This window comes from Cypionkella sp. (assembly GCF_034376685.1).
GTDB lineage: Bacteria > Pseudomonadota > Alphaproteobacteria > Rhodobacterales > Rhodobacteraceae > Cypionkella.
In genome coordinates, this window is sequence record NZ_JAXMJJ010000081.1 from 1 (window position 1) to 19400 (window position 19400).

General features: G+C 59.4%; 18 protein-coding genes. 4 read left to right on the forward strand and 14 right to left on the reverse strand.

Features of this window, described 5'->3' with window-relative positions; all coding sequences use genetic code 11:
* Nucleotides 1-76: 76 nt before the first annotated feature.
* From U1A24_RS15450 to U1A24_RS15475, 6 genes are all read right to left on the reverse strand, one after another.
* Complete coding sequence (locus U1A24_RS15450; RefSeq protein ID WP_322322871.1) at nt 77-793, reverse strand: lytic transglycosylase domain-containing protein; 717 nt, start codon at nt 791-793, stop codon at nt 77-79.
* Between the two features lie 98 nt (nt 794-891).
* Nucleotides 892-2967 (reverse strand): hypothetical protein, encoded by a 2076-nt coding sequence (locus tag U1A24_RS15455; protein WP_322322872.1) that lies wholly within the window; start codon nt 2965-2967, stop codon nt 892-894.
* Between the two features lie 98 nt (nt 2968-3065).
* Nucleotides 3066-3935: a flagellar motor stator protein MotA gene (motA, locus tag U1A24_RS15460; RefSeq protein ID WP_322322873.1), complete on the reverse strand. Its 870-nt coding sequence runs from the start codon at nt 3933-3935 to the stop codon at nt 3066-3068.
* Between the two features lie 63 nt (nt 3936-3998).
* Nucleotides 3999-4568: a hypothetical protein gene (locus U1A24_RS15465; RefSeq protein WP_322322874.1), complete on the reverse strand. Its 570-nt coding sequence runs from the start codon at nt 4566-4568 to the stop codon at nt 3999-4001.
* The gene (locus tag U1A24_RS15470; protein WP_322322875.1) at nt 4565-4957 is read right to left on the reverse strand and encodes a hypothetical protein; all 393 of its coding nucleotides are present in this window, start codon (nt 4955-4957) and stop codon (nt 4565-4567) included. The genes U1A24_RS15465 and U1A24_RS15470 overlap by 4 nt, the downstream gene beginning before the upstream one ends.
* Nucleotides 4958-4967: 10 nt before the next feature.
* Complete coding sequence (locus tag U1A24_RS15475) at nt 4968-5450, reverse strand: flagellar basal body-associated FliL family protein (RefSeq protein WP_322322876.1); 483 nt, start codon at nt 5448-5450, stop codon at nt 4968-4970.
* Between the two features lie 118 nt (nt 5451-5568).
* Here U1A24_RS15475 and fliF point away from each other — a divergent pair, with 118 nt between their 5' ends.
* The 4 genes from fliF (at nt 5569) to fliP (ending at nt 8735) form a co-directional block, all read left to right on the forward strand.
* Nucleotides 5569-7155, forward strand: a complete 1587-nt coding sequence (gene fliF / locus U1A24_RS15480) for a flagellar basal-body MS-ring/collar protein FliF (RefSeq protein WP_322322877.1) — start codon at nt 5569-5571, stop codon at nt 7153-7155.
* A gap of 167 nt (nt 7156-7322) precedes the next feature.
* Nucleotides 7323-7751: a flagellar biosynthesis protein gene (locus U1A24_RS15485; RefSeq protein WP_322322878.1), complete on the forward strand. Its 429-nt coding sequence runs from the start codon at nt 7323-7325 to the stop codon at nt 7749-7751.
* On the forward strand, nt 7744-8013 hold the full coding sequence (locus tag U1A24_RS15490; protein WP_322322879.1) for a FliM/FliN family flagellar motor switch protein: 270 nt from the start codon (nt 7744-7746) through the stop codon (nt 8011-8013). The genes U1A24_RS15485 and U1A24_RS15490 overlap by 8 nt, the downstream gene beginning before the upstream one ends.
* On the forward strand, nt 8013-8735 hold the full coding sequence (gene fliP / locus U1A24_RS15495; protein ID WP_322322899.1) for a flagellar type III secretion system pore protein FliP: 723 nt from the start codon (nt 8013-8015) through the stop codon (nt 8733-8735). Before U1A24_RS15490 ends, fliP begins: the two co-directional genes overlap by 1 nt.
* A gap of 37 nt (nt 8736-8772) precedes the next feature.
* Here the strand turns inward: fliP and U1A24_RS15500 are convergent, their stop codons facing one another.
* The 8 genes from U1A24_RS15500 to U1A24_RS15535 form a co-directional block, all read right to left on the reverse strand.
* Nucleotides 8773-9840, reverse strand: a complete 1068-nt coding sequence (locus U1A24_RS15500; RefSeq protein WP_322322900.1) for a flagellar basal body P-ring protein FlgI — start codon at nt 9838-9840, stop codon at nt 8773-8775.
* A gap of 20 nt (nt 9841-9860) precedes the next feature.
* Nucleotides 9861-10865, reverse strand: coding sequence for a flagellin (locus tag U1A24_RS15505; RefSeq protein ID WP_322322880.1), 1005 nt, complete (start codon nt 10863-10865; stop codon nt 9861-9863).
* Between the two features lie 3 nt (nt 10866-10868).
* Nucleotides 10869-12326 carry a flagellar hook-associated protein FlgK gene (gene flgK / locus U1A24_RS15510; RefSeq protein WP_322322881.1) on the reverse strand — a complete coding sequence of 486 codons (1458 nt, stop codon included), beginning with the start codon at nt 12324-12326 and terminating at the stop codon, nt 10869-10871.
* A gap of 9 nt (nt 12327-12335) precedes the next feature.
* On the reverse strand, nt 12336-13640 hold the full coding sequence (locus U1A24_RS15515; protein ID WP_322322882.1) for a flagellar hook-basal body complex protein: 1305 nt from the start codon (nt 13638-13640) through the stop codon (nt 12336-12338).
* Between the two features lie 91 nt (nt 13641-13731).
* Entirely contained in the window at nt 13732-14577 is an 846-nt protein-coding gene (locus U1A24_RS15520; protein WP_322322883.1) for a flagellar motor protein MotB, read from the reverse strand.
* Between the two features lie 90 nt (nt 14578-14667).
* Nucleotides 14668-15849, reverse strand: a complete 1182-nt coding sequence (locus U1A24_RS15525; protein WP_322322884.1) for an HlyD family efflux transporter periplasmic adaptor subunit — start codon at nt 15847-15849, stop codon at nt 14668-14670.
* Nucleotides 15846-18149, reverse strand: coding sequence for an ATP-binding cassette domain-containing protein (locus U1A24_RS15530; RefSeq protein WP_322322885.1), 2304 nt, complete (start codon nt 18147-18149; stop codon nt 15846-15848). The genes U1A24_RS15525 and U1A24_RS15530 overlap by 4 nt, the downstream gene beginning before the upstream one ends.
* Nucleotides 18146-19363, reverse strand: a complete 1218-nt coding sequence (locus tag U1A24_RS15535; RefSeq protein ID WP_322322886.1) for a TolC family protein — start codon at nt 19361-19363, stop codon at nt 18146-18148. Before U1A24_RS15535 ends, U1A24_RS15530 begins: the two co-directional genes overlap by 4 nt.
* Between the last annotated feature and the right edge of the window lie 37 nt (nt 19364-19400).

Consider the following 19400-nt stretch of genomic DNA (forward strand, 5'->3'; position numbering starts at 1 on the left):
GACGGCCATCAGTGCCAATGCAAGCCAGATCGTTGGTTGGTAAAATGAAGCGGCGGTCAGTTGGATTTTCGGCATGTTATGGCCGAGATTCGAACAGAGGCATGACGCCTTCGGTTAGCGGCACAAGCGATGCAGCAGAACCGCGCTCACCCGATCGAAGCAGCGGAAAGCGATTCAAGCGGGGCGTTGATATGGCATCAGACGCCATTACATATCCGGCGTCGGTGGGCACTGTTCCGTTTGCACGCAACTTGTTTAGAGCGGCTTCGACCCTGGTCAGATAGGCCTGCGCCTGATCAGGGTTGCGCGAATGGTAAGCGGCAACTGCTTGGGGCCAGCCGCCTTCGGATTGAAACAAACTGGTCAGAAACGCCGCAGCGTAGGTAGCGTTAGTTTCTGGGTCAAACATATCTGCAAGCGAACCGAAATTCTTGCTATGCCAACGCAGGTTGATCTGAAAACAACCCGCATCGAAGTTTTCCCCACCTTGCGCTAGCAAACCATTCGCATAGTTGATCGCCTGGTCTGCGGTGTCAAACCAATGGCTTTTACCACCCTGATTGATCGCCCAAGGCCACGGTTGTATTTCACCATCTGCACCTCGTCCGGTTTCCACCCTGCTGATGGCCATCAGCAACTCCAGCGGCACATCGCTATTATGAGCGGCATGTTGTGCAGCAAGATCGCACATGGCGGATTCGGTGTGGCTTTGGGTAGAGCCACACAGCAACATTGATACTTTTGCTGTGGCGAAACCGCCGCGAAGCTGTGATGAGTTTGGCCAATTTGGCATGGGTTTCCCCCAAATGATCCGTCACGTTTTGCGGCGGCAATACGGGCAGAATAGGATCAGAATCTTTCCAAACCGTAACCAAAATCTGGGATTCTAGGTCAAGGTGCAGCGATTTGCGCCAACAACCCGTCGACAGCACTTCGGGTTGCGGCACTGCGATCGACCAGCCGTTTCGCAACTGCGAGCGGCCCTGTGCCAACAGCCGAGGTGGCGTCGAGATTCGGTGCTGGAGTCAGTTCGCTGGCCAGATGTTTCCACGGATCGGTGCCCCGAATGCTAATTTCCTCCCAGTTTTCCGCAATGCCAAGTGAGCGCTGTTCGGCCTCAGTATCCCCCGACTGCGCGTAGATATGTGCGGCGGCGGCCTCATCGCCCAGTTGCTGCATCGCTTGCGCGCGCAGACGCAACGCGTCAGGTGAATCTTGACCAGTCAGGGCTCGCAACGCTCCGCGCCCATCGCGGCGCTGCAACTGAATCTTGGCCAGCAGGATTGGATCGACCTGCGATTCATCGCGCAGCCATTGCAGCGCACTGTCTGCCATGCCCAAGCGTGCCAACCGCTCAGCAAGGTTTTCCGCAGACCCCGGCGTCAGATGGGGCCGTGGCGCAGAGGACTCTGTAATTGCATGCGCCAGAATTGCGTCATCCGTTCCCATCAGAGATAGGACTCGCCAAAGCTGTGGCTCTACATCGGGTGCGTCTGACAGCAAAGCGAAGGCTCCGTCCATGTCGCCCGAGGCTGCTTTCGCCAACAAGAGCGCGCGGATGGCGGCTGGGGCTGCGGCTGAGCCAGTTTGCTCTTTCACGACAGACTCAAGGGCTACAACCATATCAGGCGCGATCGGTATATCTTGCGCGATGCGCGCTTCGACCAATGCCACCAAAGCGGCTGCTGTGGCAGGACCGGGATCGGTGACTATTTGTTGCAACATCGCCTCTGCTGCGGCAGCATCACCTTGGTGCAACTCTATTTTTGCAGTCAGAAGCGCCGCGTTAGGGCCAGCTCCGCCCGGGGCCCGCAAGATCGCGTCCCGTACGCGGGCGGCCGCGTCATCGGAGCCGATTGCCATGAACCGATCTGCTAAGACCGGGCCTAAATCGCGACGCAAGCCGATGGGCAGGGCCGAGAACGCCAGAAAAGCGGCATTGGTGTTAGCGTGTTGGCTGATGTCCAGCTTGGGTTGCGCGAGTATGGCCCAAAGTGCGGCTGCGCTGTCGCAAGATTCTTGACCGACGAAAGCAGAACTCGGATCGGGGCGAGCATCGACCAGACGTGCCATGCTTTGCCACAGCCATTTGTCCGGCACGTCAACGGGAAAGGCCCGCATCAACTGCTTTGCCTCGGCACCAAAGCCAATGAAGATGTTGAACTGGATTGCGCGTTGCAGCACGACGGGATCAGGTTTGTCAAACTCGGCAATCAAACCTTCTCTCGATTTGGCGATTTGCACAATGATCGGGCTTTCATCGCCCCAGTTTGCCACATCCAGCCTGTCAGACCCGATGCAAGTTTGGCCCTGTTCGCCGACGCTATGAGGCCTAGGCAGGCCATTTGATATGAGTACGCCAGGCAGTTCTCCCAAACCTATCCGGACTGAGGGGATAGCTTCGCCTGCCAATTTGGGTTTCACCGTCTGACTCGGTCGCAACTTTGCCATATCGACCATACCCTGTGCCGCACCCCGGCTTAGCTGATGTAACAAAGAGTCGCGAAGCGGCTGCAGCGCGGGATCACTGTTGGGCAGGGGAACTAACGGGGGCGTCTTTGTGACTTCTCGCTGGCCTGTCCGCAACTGTGCCAAGACTTGAAGCGTCCAGTCATAGCGAGCAGTCATGCTGTCGCCGTGCACGGGTTCGGTGTTGGCTTCGGGCCGTACTGGGGCTTGCGCCAGCGGCTTCTCAAAGGAGGAGCCCTTTGGTGGCTTGCCGTCGCGCAGATCGATCACAACGATGCCAGGACGAAATTCAAACGGGATCGCGTAGCAGGCGCAGGCGATAGCCAGGTTCAAAACCCCACTGTCTGGATCGACAGAAATCCCGGCGAGGCGGCTTTTTCCAATCACTTTGAATGCCACTGTCAGATCGTAGCTGGGGCTGTCGTTTGCGATGCGCAGCGCGTAGCCGTTATCTGTCCGGCCGACTAGCCAATCAACCGGGCTGTGATATTCCAGCACCAAGCGGGTAAAGCCGTCATGCTCGCCGGATTTGACTACAACGGGCTCGGCTGGGGCCACGCTCGTCAAGGAAAGCCATAGTCCGAAAATCAGCCGGATCATGCGGCCTCCTGTTTCAAAGCCCGGAGAGATTCTTCGACCGCTGCGAAGGTCGGGCGGACGTGATGCGGGGTGTTTTGGCGACCGACCTCGATGCAGATATTCGGGGCATGACGGTGTAGGTTAGCCACCAGCACCTCCCGGACAAGCTGATAGAAATGGCCGTCATCTTCCACCACGGTCTTCACCCGCGCGGCGAAGGGGCCCATCAGGCCATAGGCCAGAAACACGCCCAGAAAGGTGCCAACCAGGGCCGATCCAATCATTTCTCCCAAGATTTCAGGTGGTTGATCCAAGGATCCCATAGTCTTGATTACCCCCAAAACCGCAGCAACGATGCCAAGAGCGGGTAGAGCATCGGCCATAGACTGCAACGCGTGGCTGGAGTGCATGGCGTGGGCCAAAGCGGCCTCGACCCGTTTGTCGAGCACCTCTTCAACTTGATGCGGATCGTCGTAATTCATCGAGGCGGCGCGAAAGGTATCGGCGATCAGATCAACCGTTTCATGATCTTTCTGGATTTTGGGGTACTTGCCGAAAATCGTGGACTCGTTCGGGTTTTCAATATGCTCCTCTAACCCAACTGGATTGGTACGGGCAATACGGATCAACTCGAACAGCAGGCACAACAAATCACGGAAATCATTGGGCTTCCATTTGGGCCCCTTAAAGACTTTTCCTACGTCTTTCGCGGTGTGTTTGACCGCAGCAAGATCATTCGACACCAGAAAAGACCCGGCTGCCGCACCGCCAATCATAATCATCTCAAACGGCAGCGCCTCCATAATTGGGGCAAGATGACCGCCGTGTATCACAAACCCGCCGAACACCATTACAAGGATGACGACGATACCGATAATTCCGAACATGGTTGAACCTTACCCAGTTTCCGCAACCACAGCATCGCAGAGCCGGATTAACAAAGACTGACTCTAGTTCTTCGGTGCCAACGCATTGCGTCCAGCAATCAGTACAGAAATCGAATAAACTTTTGCCGGATCCATCCCTGACATCACTGCTGCAGCTGCACTCGGAGTCATCCGACCAAGAAACCCGGCGGCAAACTCTGGTGCCATTTCGCCGAACAGTTTGGCGGCGTCAGTGGGTTTCATCGCCTCATAAACAGCGGTCAGCCGATTCAAGTCGGCCTCTGCCGCACCATCGGCGATCTGAAGGGTTTTCTTCAGGCTTGCCTCGGCGGCAGTCATCTCATCCATCCGGGCTTTGATTGCAGCCTCGGCCAGCGCAAGGGCCGCCATGCGGTCGGCAAGGGCGATTTCGCGCGCGGCGACTTGACCATCGCGCGCGGTCAAAGCTTCGGTCAAGGCGAGAGGAGTGGCCGGGCAGGTTTTCGGATCAGGACTGGGCATAGGTGCTTCGACCACAGAATTTGCCAAGGCTGAACCCACGCCAGACCCAATACGCAAAGCGCCAGATGCGGCTAAAAAAAGCGTCAGGATCAGCAAAGTGCCGCGGCCGCCACGGGAGCGGGGCTTTGTCATTCCGCCGCCTCCGTATCCATTCGGGGCAACCGTCGGCGCACGAAGCGCAGATTGCGGGCCGCCTCGGCAGGTTCAGCCTCAACATGAGGAGGAGGGGCGGCAGGATCAGGCAGGTCATGCATCGAAGCGACCAGTAGTTCTAACCGGCCAGCCACAGATTCGGCGCGATTGGTCAGCGCCATCAACCCATCCGCCGAGCCAAGCGCCGCGGTTTGCGCATTTTCCAGCGCTCGCGTCATGTCATCGACCTGCGCCGAAAGCACTGCAATCGCGCCGCCCATACCCGTTTCCAGGGTGGTGAACTTCTTCAACCTGCCCGACAGTACAAAGCAGTATATCGCCGCCCCGAAAGAACCTGCCGCCATCAAAATATCCGCGATCAGCACCATTGAGTTTCCTTCAGTTCAAGACAAATTCGGTGATAAGCAGATCGCGCACCCGGCCATCGCCGGTGACAATCTGGATCCTGCGCAAAAGTTGCGCGCGCATCCGCACCAGTGCTGCAGAATCGTCAAATTCGGTAGGATCAATAGCGCGTAGGTAGCCGTTCATCACATCGACAATACGCGGCAGCAGGCTGGTGACTTCTGCCGCGTGACTGCCCGCCACTTCCAGCTGCGAAGTGAAGCGAAGATGCCGACCGTCTTCGCCGGGACCGATAGATACGATCACCGACCCTACGGGCACAAAACTGATATCGGGCAATGGGTTGGGTTCAGCGGCACCATCTGCATGATCCGTGCCCGCAGCCAGAATCAATCCTGACCAAGTGGCGTAAAATCCGCTGCCACCAAGCAGCAAAGCCAGCACAAGCCCGATCAGCAAAGGCATTCTCGACTTCTTTTTTGGCGCCGCATCTCGCGGCTGTTCAGCTTCGGCCATCTGGTCCTCCGTCCTTTGCTTGCAGAACAAACATAGATCCAAGCTCACTAACCGATTGTTAAGGCCAATCCGCCAAAGCTGGTTTCATCGGGCAGAAGCCCCTCACCGGAGACCGATCGTGCAGAATCTGTTGCAAATTTGGCTAGGCCTTGATGGGCGCAAACGTCTTGTTGTGTTGGGGGCAACTGTGGCGATGTTCCTAGCCGTCATGGCGATATCCCGTATGGGTGGGATGCCGGGAATGTCTTTGCTTTATGCGGGATTAGATAGTTCCGCCGCAGGAGACGTAGTCACTGCGCTGGATCAGAAAGGGGTAACCTACGAGGTGCGCGGTCAGGCGATTTATGTCGATGACAGTCGACGCGACTCATTGCGGATGACGTTGGCGGCGGAGGGTTTGCCTGCGAATTCAGGCACGGGATATGAGTTGCTAGATTCGCTCTCTGGCTTTGGCACCACGGCACAAATGTTTGATGCGGCCTATTGGCGGGCGAAAGAGGGAGAGCTTTCGCGTACTATTCTATCTAATCCGCAAATTCGCGCGGCACGCGTGCATATTGCACAAGCCCCGTCGCAGCCGTTTCAGCGCGATGTAAAGCCCAGTGCCAGCGTCACGATCACCTCGGTCGGCGGCAGCCTGCCCGTCGTGCAAGCCAATGCGTTGCGGCATCTGATCGCAGCTTCTGTGCCGGGAATGGTGCCGGATGAGGTCGCGGTGATTGATTCTGTTGCCGGATTGATCGCCTCGGGCGCCGATCAGGCGGTCGCAGGCGAGAGCAAAGCCGCTGAGATCAAGCAGAATGTGGAACGCCTGCTGGCGGCGCGGGTTGGGCGGGACAAGGCGGTGGTTGAGGTAGCGGTGGACCTGGTCACCGATGCCGAACAGATCACCGAGCGCAGTTTTGATCCGCAAAGCCGAGTCGCAATTTCCACCGACAACACCCAGCAAACTGGCTCCAGCACACAGCCCAGAGGCGATGTTACCGTGGCCTCAAATCTGCCCGCCAAGCAGACGGATGAGGGCGGCAATGGCAAAAGTGAGAACTCCGAAACGCACGAGAAGGTGAATTACGAGGTTTCCGAAACCAATCGGCAGTTGGTCAAAGCACCCGGTGCCGTGCGCAAGATTTCGGTCGCGGTTCTGGTGGATGGTGTGCCTGTTACGGCTGCCGATGGCACCGTCAGCTTGCAGCCACGCCCCGAGGAAGAACTAGCGATTCTGCGTGAGCTTGTCACATCTGCCGCAGGTCTTGATATCACGCGGGGAGATATCCTGACGCTGAAATCATTGGCGTTTGAACCTCTGCCGCAGGCAGGCGAAGTGATCGCAACCAGCATGTTTTCCTTCGGTGAGATCAATCTGATGACGCTGATCCAAACCGCTGTGTTGGCTTTGGTAGCTCTGATTCTGGGGTTGTTTGTGATCCGCCCAGTGCTGGGCTCTGCCCGCCCCAGGCAGGCAGAGCTCGCTTCTATGGCGACGCTGGCGCTGCCAGGCGGGGGCAGCTTTGACGGTCAACGTGTGCTGACAGGCGAGATCGACGATGGCCTCAATTTGCCGCCCCTGTCGGTGGTCTCGGGCGTGCCGGGATCGGAAATGGCTAAAGATCCGATGAGCCGTCTGCGTCAGCTGATCGAAGAACGTCAAGTCGAATCCGTCGAAATTCTGCGCGGCTGGATGGAAGTTGAGGAGGAGGCGCGCTGATGGCCCTACGATTAGAGGTCTTTGAGACAGAGCAATCCGCAAGCGGCGGCAAGACGGTTGTACTCGACACTATGTATCTTGAGGAGACCAGGCTTGCTGCCTATGACTCCGGCTATAGCGCAGGATGGGAGGATGCGGCTGCCGCGCAATCCAGTGACCAGACCCGCGTGCAGGCCGATTTGGCGCGCAATTTGCAAGGGCTCTCTTTTACCTTCCACGAGGCCCGCCAGCACGTTCTGCGCGCTCTGCAACCCTTGATGAGCGAGATGGTCGGGCGGCTTTTGCCCGCGCTGGGCCGTGAGACGCTACCCCAAATGGTGCTTGAGGTGCTAATGCCAATGGCTGAAAATCTGGCGGATACGCCCATCACATTGGTGCTAAATCCTGCCACGCGTCCGGCGGTAGAAGCTTTGCTGGAGCAGGCCACAGGCCTGCCGTTGATCGTGACGGAAGAACCCAGCCTCAGCGAAGGGCAAGTCTATCTGAAATTTGGCGGCATTGAAACGCAGATCAATCTCGATCGTGCAACCGCTGAAATTTCCGCCGCTGTGCGCGGCTTCTTTGATATTCCAGAGCAGGAGAAAAAATATGGATGAACTGTCAGACGGCAATCCCTTTGGCCAAGTGCCGATTGAGGTCACCATCTCGGTCGGGAAGGCCCGCCCGCTGGTGCGTGATTTGCTGCGGCTGTCGCGCGACGCGGTGCTGGCACTGGATCGCCGGGTGGATGATCCAGTTGAGCTTTACGTCGGTGATCGGCTGATTGCTCGCGGGGAGTTGCAAGAGTTGGAGGGCGATAACTCCGGCCAACTCGCGGTCCGGCTGACCGAAGTGGTGAATCTGAGGGGTGGGCTATGATGCAACGCGCGTGTCTGGCGCTGGCGATACTGCTGATGTTCACCGTCCCGGCGCTGGCGCAGGGGCTTTCGATTGATTTCGGCGACAGCAGTTCTCTGTCGACCCGCTCGGTGCAGCTGCTTGTGGTGATGACGGTGCTCAGTCTGGTGCCGGGTCTTGCCGTGATGATAACCTGCTTTCCATTCATCGTAACCGTGCTGTCAATCCTGCGCCAAGCAATTGGGCTACAACAATCGCCCCCCAACATGCTGATTGTCAGCCTTGCGCTGTTTCTAACATGGTTCGTGATGGATCCGGTGTTCACCGAGGCTTGGGTGAAAGGGGTGGAGCCACTGAACGCAGGCAGCATCGATATCCAGCAGGCAGTTCCGCTGATTTTGGCCCCATTTCGTGGCTTTATGGCGCATCGTCTGGATGGGGATACTTTCGCTGCGCTGCAAAATCTGCGACCGAATGTGGTGCAGGTTCTGCCGGTGGATGCTCCGCTGTCGCTGCTGGTGCCCTCGTTCATCCTGTCGGAGATTCAACGCGCGTTTGAGATCGGTTTTTTGATCTTTCTACCGTTCCTGATCATCGATCTTGTCGTTGCCGCCGTGCTGATGTCGATGGGGATGATGATGGTGTCGCCTGCGGTGGTGTCTCTGCCGTTCAAGCTGGCGTTTTTCGTGGTCGCCGATGGCTGGAGCCTTGTATCCAGCGCGCTGGTGCGAAGTTACTTCTGAGTCGATGCAAACTGAATCGGGCGCCGGATGCCCCGTTTCAGTTTACCAAAAAGTCGGCATGTAACGCCCCGGCGGCATTGATGCTCTTCAGGATGTCGATCATATCATGCGGTGCCACCCCCAGCGCGTTCAGTCCTGCCACCACCTCTGACAGATTGGTTCCGCCGGAAACCTCGGCCAATCCGGTGCCCGGTTCGTTCTGAATATCAACCGATGTGCGCGGCAAAACGATGGTTTCGCCTTCCGCAAACGGGTTGGGCTGCGACACCATCGGAGTTTCCTCAATCCGCAGCGTCAGATTGCCCTGTGCCACCGCGACCCGGCTGATCCGCACATCCTGCCCCATCACTATCGTGCCTGAACGTTGATCCACCACCACCCGCGCCTTTGTCTCGGGCTGCACCTGAATATTCTCGACGCGGCTTACCAGATGCGCGGGTGAGCGCCCCTTTGTGCGGAGCAAAACTGTGCCCGCATCCAGCATCTCGGCCGAACCACGGCCCATCTTGTCGTTGATCGCGGTCTCGATCCGTTCTGCCGTGGTGAAATCGGGCTCGCGCAGGGCAAGGCGCATCGACTCAAGCTGGGTGAAGTCGAACTCCACCTCGCGCTCCACCCGCCCACCTGAGGGGATCGTCCCGGCCGTCGGCACGCCTCGCACCACTTTCGCCGCCTCCCCTTCGGCAGAAATACCGCCAGCGATGATCGCGCCTTGCGCCACCGCATAGATCTGACCATCCGCGCCATTTAGCGGCGTCATGATCAAGGTGCCGCCCAGCAGGCTTTTCGCATCGCCGATGGCCGAGACGGTGACATCAATCTGCCCGCCCGCACGGGCAAAGGGCGGCAGGGCGGCTGTTACGAACACCGCCGCCACATTTTTTGGTTGAAACTGCTCGCCCGTGACATTCGCGCCAAGGCGTTCCAGCAGGTTTGACATGATCTCTTCCGTGAAAGGTGCGTTGCGCAAACCGTCGCCAGTGCCGTTCAATCCCACCACCAACCCGTAACCCACCAGATCATTCGAACGCACGCCGTCAAATTCAACCAGATCTTTGATCCGAATTGGCCCGGACCATGCGGCGCTGGATAAAAGCCCAACCATCACCGCGCAGAGAATTCTTCTCATTTCAAGTAATCCAGCAAGCTGAGGCGCGAAAGCCGCGCGGTAAGGGCATAGATTTTTTCCAGTTGCGTCTGAGCCTCATCCAACCGCGTCGCAGATTCGTATGGGTCGGCCTCGGTGATGCCATTGCGCGCAATCTGAAGGGCAGAGCTTTCATTGGCGTTGCGGGTGGCCGCGGCCTCGATCTGCGCCTCAACCAGACCCAGTCGGGCCGCAACATGGGTGCGGTCGGACTTGTTTTCCAGCAAGTTCAGACCAGCACGACGGGCAAGATCCTGCCGCCCCGCAGCTTGGCCAGCCAAAACGCCGCGATTGAGAAGTGCCGCCAGTGCCAGTGCTTTGACAGTGTCCCGCAGCGCGGGGTCTTTCGCCGTCACATCAACCGTGGCTTCCTCGCCCGGTGCAATCGACATAGCCGCGAGACTGGTGCCGCCTTTATAGGCCAGCGCGGTATAGCCCGTGGGGCTTTCAAACCAGGTTGTCACCGCCGTTTCAACATCTTGCGCACTGACAGCGCCTGCAACAGCTGCGGTCAGGGTCGTCAACAACGTGTCGGAGTCGATGATGGCGGCAGCGTTGGTCTCGATGCCAGCAAACAGGGTGCGATCCCCAAAGCGGGTATTGAAAACAGACAACGCGGTTTGCAATTTCTGTTCGGCATCGCGGCCTGCGGCATCAACCAGCGCGGGTGAGCCCCCCGTTGTAGTGGAAATCAGTATATTGCCGAGATCGGAGGCAAGGCTGTCGACGGTGGCAAGTGCGGTCTGCATTGCTCCGGCGAACATGCCCGCCTCTGTGGTTACTGCCCCATAACCCTTCAGTCGGGCCAGCGCGGTGTCGAGGCTGGAAATTGGCACCAGATCGCCCGAAACCCGTGCAGCAGTATCGCTGACCTTGCCTGTCGCGACTTCATTTGTCAGCCGCTGCAGGCTTTGCTTCAGGTCAACCGTATGCCGCTGCAGCATGAAAGACCGGGCCATATCGCCAAGGGAAACCGCACCCATCACTCACATCTCCAACAATTTCTGGATCATCTCGCCGATCGTGGAAATCACCTTGGCATTGGCGGCATAGGCTTGTTCGATCATCAGCAGTGATTGCATCTCCTGATCGGTATCAACGCCTTGTTCCATTTCCATCATGCTGAGTGTGTCCAGCTGAGCCAATGAATAGCTGGCCTCACTCTCGGCCGTCAGCCGCGCGCTGGCCACACCCGAAACCATATCTGCCGCCAGCGTGGAAAAGCTGCGCGCGCCGGTCATGAAATCGCCGGAAACTGGCGTGCGCGGCGAGGTCAGCGCGGCTTGCAGATCCTTCAGCAACTGGCCATTGCCTGCAGCCCCCGGTGTGGCAGCGCCCAAGCCATCGCGCAGCCGCCATAGGGCGCCGCCCCGTGCGGGATCAGCCACTGTACTAACTGTCAGGCGCTGTGCAAGCCCGATCTCATTGGCGGCATTCAGCGCGGCACCGCCATCGGTAAACAACCCCGGCGCACCGACAGACCGCGTGCTGTCCAGACCCGAAGCGGCGAACCGCTCGACAAGATCGCGGGCGACGGCATCCAGCTTTGCCTGCGCGTGGGGCGCCAGATCATCGCGGATGGCAAACTGTGACGCCAACGTGCCGCCGGAAATCGGGCCGCCCTCTGCCGCCGTCGACACCGCTTTGCCATTTAGTGTCAGCCCAGACAAAGCACCGCTGGCTTGCGTCATCCCGGCTATGACAACGCCCACCGGGGTGAAACCCAGTCGTGCGGGCAAACCGTCCAACAGCACAGTGCCGCCGGTGGTGAAAAGAGCCACCTCGCCTTTGTCACGGGCCACTTCGCGCAATGGAATGATTTTGGCGATGCTGTCGACTGCCTGTTGGCGTTGGTCGATCAGCGCTGAATTGTCCCGTCCGCTGCCCGTGGTCGCCCGGATCTGGCCATTGAGATCGGCGATCCGGGCCAGCGCGGTGTTGACCTGCGCCACCTGCGCTTCGATCTGATCGTCGGCTGCAGTGCGGGCCTGCTGAATGTCGGTTCCCGCAAGCCCGAGATGGTTGACCAACGCCTTGGCGGTATCGAGTACTTTCGAGAGCCGCGCCTCAGATTCCGGGCGAGAACTGGCTTCCAGCAGGGCCGTGTCAAAATCACTGATGCGACTGCCCAGGGAGCTGGCGCTGTCCACTGTGCCCAAGCTGCTCTCAATCTTCTTGAGAAAAGCCGCCGTGGTCTCACGCGCACTGCTGCCCGCCTGCGCCAACCGGCGATCGCCAAGGAGGATCGGATCAGCTCGCCGCAGCACGCCAGTTACGGTGACACCCTGACCGCTACCGCCAATGTTGCGCGCGCTTAACTGCAACTCGCGCCGGCCATAGCCTTCAGTCATTGCATTGGCGATGTTCGACGAGACAATTTCAGCCGCACGCGCTGCTGCATTCAGACCGGAAAGCGCCGAAGAAAGGCCAGCGGTGATCGACATTCAAGCCTCCTATCGTTTGATATTGGTGGTTTCTTGCAGCATCTCATCCGCGGTCTGGATCACCTTGGCGTTCGAGGAATAGGCGCGCTGGGTTTGGATCAGCTGAGTCAGTTCGGCCGCCACGTCGGTCGAGGATTCTTCCCGTGAAAATCCCACCAAAGACCCGGTCGGACCATCACCTGCGTTCCACAAGTAGAACGGGCCAGATGCTGCCGAGATCTGATAGGTCTGATTGTTCAAGGCCATCAGCCCATTTGGGTTGGGCACGTCAATCACAGGAATCTGATAGATCCGACGGGTGAAGCCCTGATCGTAGATCGCGTAAAGATCGCCCTTCTCGTCGATCTCTACCGAGGTCAGACTGGCCACGGGAGAGCCGTTTTTGCTGATCGAAACCGGGGCAAAGCTGCTGGAAAGCTGGGTCATCCCGTTCGGTTGCCCAAGCTCACCCACCTTCAACGAAATGCCGCCGCCCGCCACTGAAAGCGGGATCGTGCCAGTTGCCGGATCATAAGCGCTGCCAGAGACCGCCGTAACCGAAGCCAACGTGCCGCCTGCCACCTGTGACGGATCAAACGTCAGCGTATATTCACCAATCACCGCCCCGCCCGAGGCGCTGTCGCGCACCGTCATCGTCCAGGTGTTCGAGGCCCCCGACGTTGGTACCGTTGGAACAAAGCTGAAATCCAGCGATTCCGAGGTGCCAAGGTTGCCGAAATACTCGACCGTCAGATCATGCGGATCGCCCGATGCCCCTGCGATGCTGGCCGAGGCGGGCAGGTTGACGCCAAGCGCCATTTCCGAGGTCGGATTGCCGATATACTGGTTCGCGTTGATCCGCACCGGCTCCAGCGCCGCCATCGTGTCACGCGGATAGATGTTCAAGCTGCCATCTGGATTGGCAGGCCAACCCATCAGCACCAGGCCGGTTTCCGTGCGCAACACCCCTTCGGAATCGGGGCGAAAGGATCCGGTTGTCACCAGCGAAATCGGATAGCTGCTGTCCGAGCTTTCCAACGCACCCAGATCGGTTACCGGCAGAAATCCCCGCCCGTTGATGGCAAGGTCTGTCGCATTCGCGGTCGAGATCAGCGGCCCGCGTTCGTCGATCAGTCGCATGTTCGACGCGCGCACTCCACCCGCCGAATAGCTGGCCTTCGGGTTGCTGTGCAGCACCACCGAATGAAAATCGGTTTCGGCCCGTTTGTAGCCGTAGGTGGAGGAATTTGCGATGTTGTCGGAAATTGTTGCAAGACGGTTGGCATTGGCATTCAGCCCCGCCACCCCCGCGTTCATCGAAGAGGAAATCGTCATGTAAAGCGCCTTTCTGAAGCCTCGACCTGTGTCAGATCGAACCTGCCCGATGCGCCTTAAGATCACCCTAACAGCTCAAATTTTACCCATCTCATCGATCCTTGCGCAGCAAGATGATCTCCAAACGATTGTTGCGGATCGCAGCGGGGTCTTCGGTGGCGGGCTTGCGGTCAGCATGACCGCTGATCCGCGCCATCCGCGCGCTGTCAATTCCTTCCCGCTCCAACAGGCCGCGGATTGCCTGTGCCCGTGCTGTCGAAAGATCCCAAGCCGGGTTGTCTTTCAGCGTAATCGGCAGGCTGCGCAGATGGCCGTTCACCGCGATTTTGTTTTCGGCCAGATCCAGAACTTCAGCGATCAAAGCCGCAATTTTGCGCGTCTGGCCCGTAGGTTCTGCTGTGTCGCCCACAAACAGGGCCACATCTGGAAGATCGAAGATTTCCACGACCAAGCCCTCATCTGTGACCTTGGTGACCACATGCCGCAGCATGCGCTGCATGGTCATGCTTTCGCCGCCCTGCGCGATCAAGGTCTTGGCGATCTGCTCCATGCGGCCTTGCTCTGCCGCAGCGGCAGCCGCCGCTTCGCCCGAGGCCGCCGCCCCGCGCGCCTTGTCGCTTTCGGTGGGCTGGCGCGAACTTGCGCCCGTGCCGTTTTTCGCCAGCGTTTCCTCTGAGAACGTGGAATCGCCGCCAAACATGCTGTCACCGCCACCCGAAACCCGGCTGACCGCGATGGTCGGACTGAAGTAGTCCGCGATTCCTTTACGTTGTTTTTCCGTTGTCGCGTTCAACAGCCACATCAGCATGAAGAAGGCCATCATGGCCGTCACAAAGTCAGCATAGGCCACTTTCCACGCCCCACCGTGGTGACCGCTAGCTTTGATAATCTTCTTCCGCTTGATGATGACTGGCGCGGCATTTGATTGCCCGGCCATCACACACCCATGTTTCACACCCGGGCTCAGATTAGCGGAACAGGCTTTACCAAGGCTTAAGCGATTGGATTTTAGCTATTTCCTATCAACCTAGCGCTCTCGCAGCGCTTGGTTCGACTTGTACAGCGGCTTGGTGAGGTAAGTCAGAATCGTTTTCCCCCCCGTTTCCAACTCCACGTCCGCCTGCATGCCGGGCTTGATCTGCAGCCCCTTCTGTCGCTCGGTGAATTTTCCTTGATCCACGGCCAGCGTCACTTTGTAATGCGGATCGCCATTCGGTTCGCGGGATCGTTCGTCCTTGAACGTGTCTGCCGAGATGAACACCACCTTTGCCTTCAAAGACCCGTAAATCGTGTAATCATAGGCCGACAGCTTCACCGTCGCATCCAAACCTTCGCGCACCGAGGCGATATCGCGCGGCTTCACCCGCGCCTCAATGAAAAGCGCGTCATCCAGCGGGATGATCTGCAAAATCTCTTCGCCGGGCTTCACCACCCCGCCAATCGTGGTGATCGACAGCTTGTTCACCACGCCGCGCATCGGTGCCACCAACACAGTGCGCGACAACTGGTCTTGCGCCAGTTTCAGCTTTTGCCGCAGGCCTGCAAGCTCGCTTTCGGTCTTGGCATAGTCGGTTGCGCGTTCCATCTCGGTCGTGGTGCGCGCCTCGCTCAGCTTGTTTTTGGCGTCCGAGTTGTCGCGCCGCGCTCGTGTGACTTCGATCAAGGGCGCGATGTCCTGTTTGAACATCTTTTCAAGCAATTCCAATTCTTTGGACGTTTGCTCCAACACCGCCTGCGCCCCGCCCACCCGCGAGTCATATTCGCTTAACCGCGCTGTCAGCAGGCCCTTTTCCGAAGCCACCACATCCGGCACGCGGCTGGCAAAGCTGTCCGGTACATCAAACCCCGGCTCGCCATTCATCTCGGCTTCCAGCCGCAAGCGGCGGATTTCCAAGGTGGCGATTTCATCGGAAAGCTCATCCACCGCCGCCTGATACTGCGTGCCATATAGCCGCGCCAGCGTCTGCCCCGGCTCGACCACATCTCCCTCACCGACGTTCAACTCGGCCAGAATCCCGCCCTCAAGGTTCTGGATGATCTGTGGTCGGCTCGAAGATACCACCTCGCCCTGCGCCCGCACGATCTCATCAACCCAAGCCACGGCAGCCCAAGCCACGAACACCACCATCACCAGCACGATCATCCAGATCGTCCGGCTGGGCCCACGGGTCTTCTCGGCGAAACCTTCGTCATAGGTGGCTAGGCTCATGGCGTCGCCCCCCCGACCTGCATGGTGAAGGGTTTTTTCACCGGATTGATGCTGCCAATCGCAACGCCCGCTGCCGGGGCAGGGGCCTGCGCTGCCACGCCACCATTGTTCAGATGCGCCAGCACGGCTTCCCGTGGCCCATCCACCACCAGCCGCCCGTTTTGCATGATCACCACGCGGTTGGTCAGTTGCAAAATCGGCACGCGGTGGGTGGCGATGATCGCTGTCCGACCATCCAGCCAGGTTTTCAGCCGCGACACCAGCGTCGTCTCCAAGGTCTGATCCAGCGCCGCCGTCGGTTCGTCCAGGATCGCCACGCGTGGGTTTTGCAACCAGATCCGTGCCCAACCGATGCTTTGGCGCTGCCCAACCGACAGACCTTCGCCCATCTCACGGATTTCCAGATCAAGCCCGCGCGGATGGCTGCGCACAAACGGACCAAGCCCTGCGAAATCCAGCGCATCAAACAGCCGCTCGTCGTTGCGCTCCAGTTGCGACAAGTTCAGGTTATCGCGCAAAGTGCCTGCGAACAGCCGCACCTCTTGCCCCAGATAGCCCACGCCGCGCCGCAGATCGCGCGGATGCACTTGGCTTAGATCAACCCCGTCGATCAAAACCCGCCCCGCCGAAGGCTCATAAAGCCCCGCCAACACGCGCAACAACGTCGATTTGCCCGATCCATTCGCACCCAAGACTGCAATATGCTGCCCTGCCGGGATCGACAGCCCGTTGATCTCAACGGTAGCTGCCGCTTTCGGATCATAGCGGAATTCGACATTGCGCAACTCAAACGCGCCCACCAGTTTATCGCGCCGCAAGTAGTGCCGCCCGGTTTCCTCGGCTTGATTCGACGCCGCAATCGCATCCAACCCGTCCAGTGCCGCCTTCACGTTGGTCCATTTTGACATCGTCGACGACAGCGAGGCCAATGGCCCCAATGTCCGCCCGGTCAAAATCCCAATCGCGATGATCGTGCCCACGGTGAAATCGCCCGCAAACACCAGATAGGCTCCGGCGACCACGGCCATGATATAGGTCGCCTGCTGCACCCCCTGCGCCCAATAGCCAAGCATTGCCGTCAAATGCCGCTGGTCGGATGATTTCACGGCGGACAGCGTCGAAAGCTCCGCCCAAATCCGCTTGATGCGATCTTCCCCGCGCTGTGTGGTCACGGTTTCGGCTTCAAAGATCGCCTCATAGAGCAACCGCGCCGCACGGGTTGACGCGCCCTGCGTGGCCGCCGTCAAAGCCACCATGCGTTTTTGAAACAGGAACCCCGGCAGCACCATCAGCACGCCGCCGATGATCAGGATCCACACCAGATTGCCGCCGATGGAGGCCACAAGCGCGAGGAAAATCAGGATAAACGGCAAATCCGCCATCGTGCCGATCGTGGTCGCGGTAAAGAACTCGCGCACCGAGGAAAACTCGCGCATGGCCGAGAACAAGGCCGAAGGGCTGCGCTGCCCCGGCCCGTGCTTCATGCCCAGCAGCTTGTCCATCAGCCGCGCCTGCACCGACAATTCAATCCGTTTGCCAGTGGTATCCATCAACCCCGAGCGCGCCAGTTTCAACGCAGCCTCAAGGCAGATCGCCAGCATCGCGCCCAAAGCCAGCACCCATAGGGTCGGTTCTGACTGATACGGGATCACCCGGTCATAAACCTGCATCGAAAACAGCGACACCGCCACGGCCAGCAGGTTCGCCACCAGCGACCCCGCCGCCACCTCACCCAACTGCCGTTTGTAACGGTTGAATTCGCCCCAGAACCAATGCGGCGTCTTCGCCGTCTCGACATGCCGCGTTTCCAACTCGGCCACGGAGGTCCGCAGCCGCAAGATCCGCCCGGCATAGACTTGGGCGAAATCCTCGTGCGGCACCTCGGCGCACATGTTGTCGACGCTGGTGTCGTAAACCTCGACGCCATCGGCTGTCTCAGACAACACCAAGACGATCTGGCCCGAGGTCATCTCGGCCAAAGCGGGCCAATGCGCGATGCTCGGCGCAGCCACAGCATCAACCTTTGCACTTAACCCGCAACCGCGCAGCGCCCGCGCAACCTCTGGCAAGCCCAACTGCCCGGCTTCCGAGGCGAGTTGGATCTGCTCCACCACATCGGAAACTGCCAGTTCCACTCCAGCCAGCCCGGCATAGACCGTCGCCAGTTGCGCCCGGCTTAAGGCGCGTGCGTTATGCCGGCCCTGCGGCGCCCGCACCTCAGCCCCCGCACGTTCTGCAACTATTCCAGCCGCAGCCACGCGGCCCGCGTTTATGTCAAAGGCAACAACCCGGTCATTCACATCCGTGCCCCATCTACCAACAACCCACGATCCCGGGCAATTTCCAGATCAATCAGCGCCATGTCATAGCCAAGCGAGGCCTGATCGCGCTGCAACCGCGCATAGGCGTCGTATTGCCCCACCAACTCCAGCAGAGTCCGCCGCCCGACCTTGTACTGCTGGGTGAACAGATCAAGGTTTGCCGCCGTTTGCCGCAGCACCTCATTGCCCTGCGCTTGGCGAGAAGCCAGATTGGCCTTCTGCTGCTGCAACGCCACGATGCGGCGATTGGCGGTCTCGGCGGCTTCGGCCGTCTGACGGTCGACCACATCCCCGGTTTGCTGCAAGGCTGCGATATTGTCCTTCGCGCCGGGATTGAACAGCCCCGCGCCGTTCAACTTCACGCCGGGATTAACGCCGCCATCATCCAAGCCCGCCGTCGCCGACAGACCAAACTTCAACCCGGCCAATTGCATCTGTGCCTGCGCAATCGCCCGCGCGCCTTCACCACGCGCTTTAACCACCGCCAAAGGCTCGGCCGTCGATTGGCCCAGATCGGGCAGCGCATCCAAGCCGCTGATCCCACCCAAAGGTTGCCCGGCCAAAGCCGCCAGCTGCGCCATCTGGCTGGCTTCGGTCTGAAGGTCTACCGCCACTGTCGCCTGCATTTCGGCTACGCGCTGGTTCAAAACCTGCTGTTCTGATCCATCCGACAAGCCGCCTGCCACGCGCTTTCCCATGATCACGTTGAATTCCTGCAAACGGCCCGCCGCCGCCTGCGCTACCACCGCCTGCGCCCGCGCCCGTTGGGCATTGACGTAATACGACAGCCCCTCAAACACCCGTTGGTTCATCGCGGTGGACAGGCTCACCGCCGCGACCTCAACATCCGCCGAAGCAAACGCCCGTTCTGCCTTGCGCCGCCCGTTGTCGAACAAAGCCTGTTCCAGCAGCAAACTCGCCGCCAAGCCACCCAGCGAGGACAGGTTCACCGAAGGCCCGATCGACGGCAGCCAGTTCTTTGACTGCGCATTCGCCTTCAGTCGCGCCACCCGCAACTCGGCCTCTGCTGCCCCGGCACTGGCATGGATCACCGCGTCGGATACTTTCGCGTAAGCCCCCCCCTGCGGCAGAACCGAGCGACGCGCCTGCAGAGTCCCAATCAGTCCCGAGCCCGCAGGTTGCCCCAAGGCCCCTACCGCACTCGGTCCCGCTTGTTCATGCGTCTGCAGCATCGAGGGAGCCTCCGCTCCCCCCATGCAACCCGCCAGC

Excerpts from the sequence above, each read along its gene's own strand:
- U1A24_RS15450 (WP_322322871.1), bottom strand. The coding sequence starts at position 793 with ATGCCAAATTGGCCAAACTCATCACAGCTTCGCGGCGGTTTCGCCACA.
- motA (WP_322322873.1), bottom strand. The coding sequence starts at position 3,935 with ATGTTCGGAATTATCGGTATCGTCGTCATCCTTGTAATGGTGTTCGGC.
- U1A24_RS15465 (WP_322322874.1), bottom strand. The coding sequence starts at position 4,568 with ATGACAAAGCCCCGCTCCCGTGGCGGCCGCGGCACTTTGCTGATCCTG.
- U1A24_RS15470 (WP_322322875.1), bottom strand. The coding sequence starts at position 4,957 with ATGGTGCTGATCGCGGATATTTTGATGGCGGCAGGTTCTTTCGGGGCG.
- U1A24_RS15475 (WP_322322876.1), bottom strand. The coding sequence starts at position 5,450 with ATGGCCGAAGCTGAACAGCCGCGAGATGCGGCGCCAAAAAAGAAGTCG.
- U1A24_RS15490 (WP_322322879.1), top strand. The coding sequence starts at position 7,744 with ATGGATGAACTGTCAGACGGCAATCCCTTTGGCCAAGTGCCGATTGAG.
- fliP (WP_322322899.1), top strand. The coding sequence starts at position 8,013 with ATGCAACGCGCGTGTCTGGCGCTGGCGATACTGCTGATGTTCACCGTC.
- U1A24_RS15500 (WP_322322900.1), bottom strand. The coding sequence starts at position 9,840 with ATGGTTGGGCTTTTATCCAGCGCCGCATGGTCCGGGCCAATTCGGATC.
- U1A24_RS15505 (WP_322322880.1), bottom strand. The coding sequence starts at position 10,865 with ATGGGTGCGGTTTCCCTTGGCGATATGGCCCGGTCTTTCATGCTGCAG.
- flgK (WP_322322881.1), bottom strand. The coding sequence starts at position 12,326 with ATGTCGATCACCGCTGGCCTTTCTTCGGCGCTTTCCGGTCTGAATGCA.
- U1A24_RS15515 (WP_322322882.1), bottom strand. The coding sequence starts at position 13,640 with ATGACGATTTCCTCTTCGATGAACGCGGGGGTGGCGGGGCTGAATGCC.
- U1A24_RS15520 (WP_322322883.1), bottom strand. The coding sequence starts at position 14,577 with ATGGCCGGGCAATCAAATGCCGCGCCAGTCATCATCAAGCGGAAGAAG.
- U1A24_RS15525 (WP_322322884.1), bottom strand. The coding sequence starts at position 15,849 with ATGAGCCTAGCCACCTATGACGAAGGTTTCGCCGAGAAGACCCGTGGG.
- U1A24_RS15535 (WP_322322886.1), bottom strand. The coding sequence starts at position 19,363 with ATGCTGCAGACGCATGAACAAGCGGGACCGAGTGCGGTAGGGGCCTTG.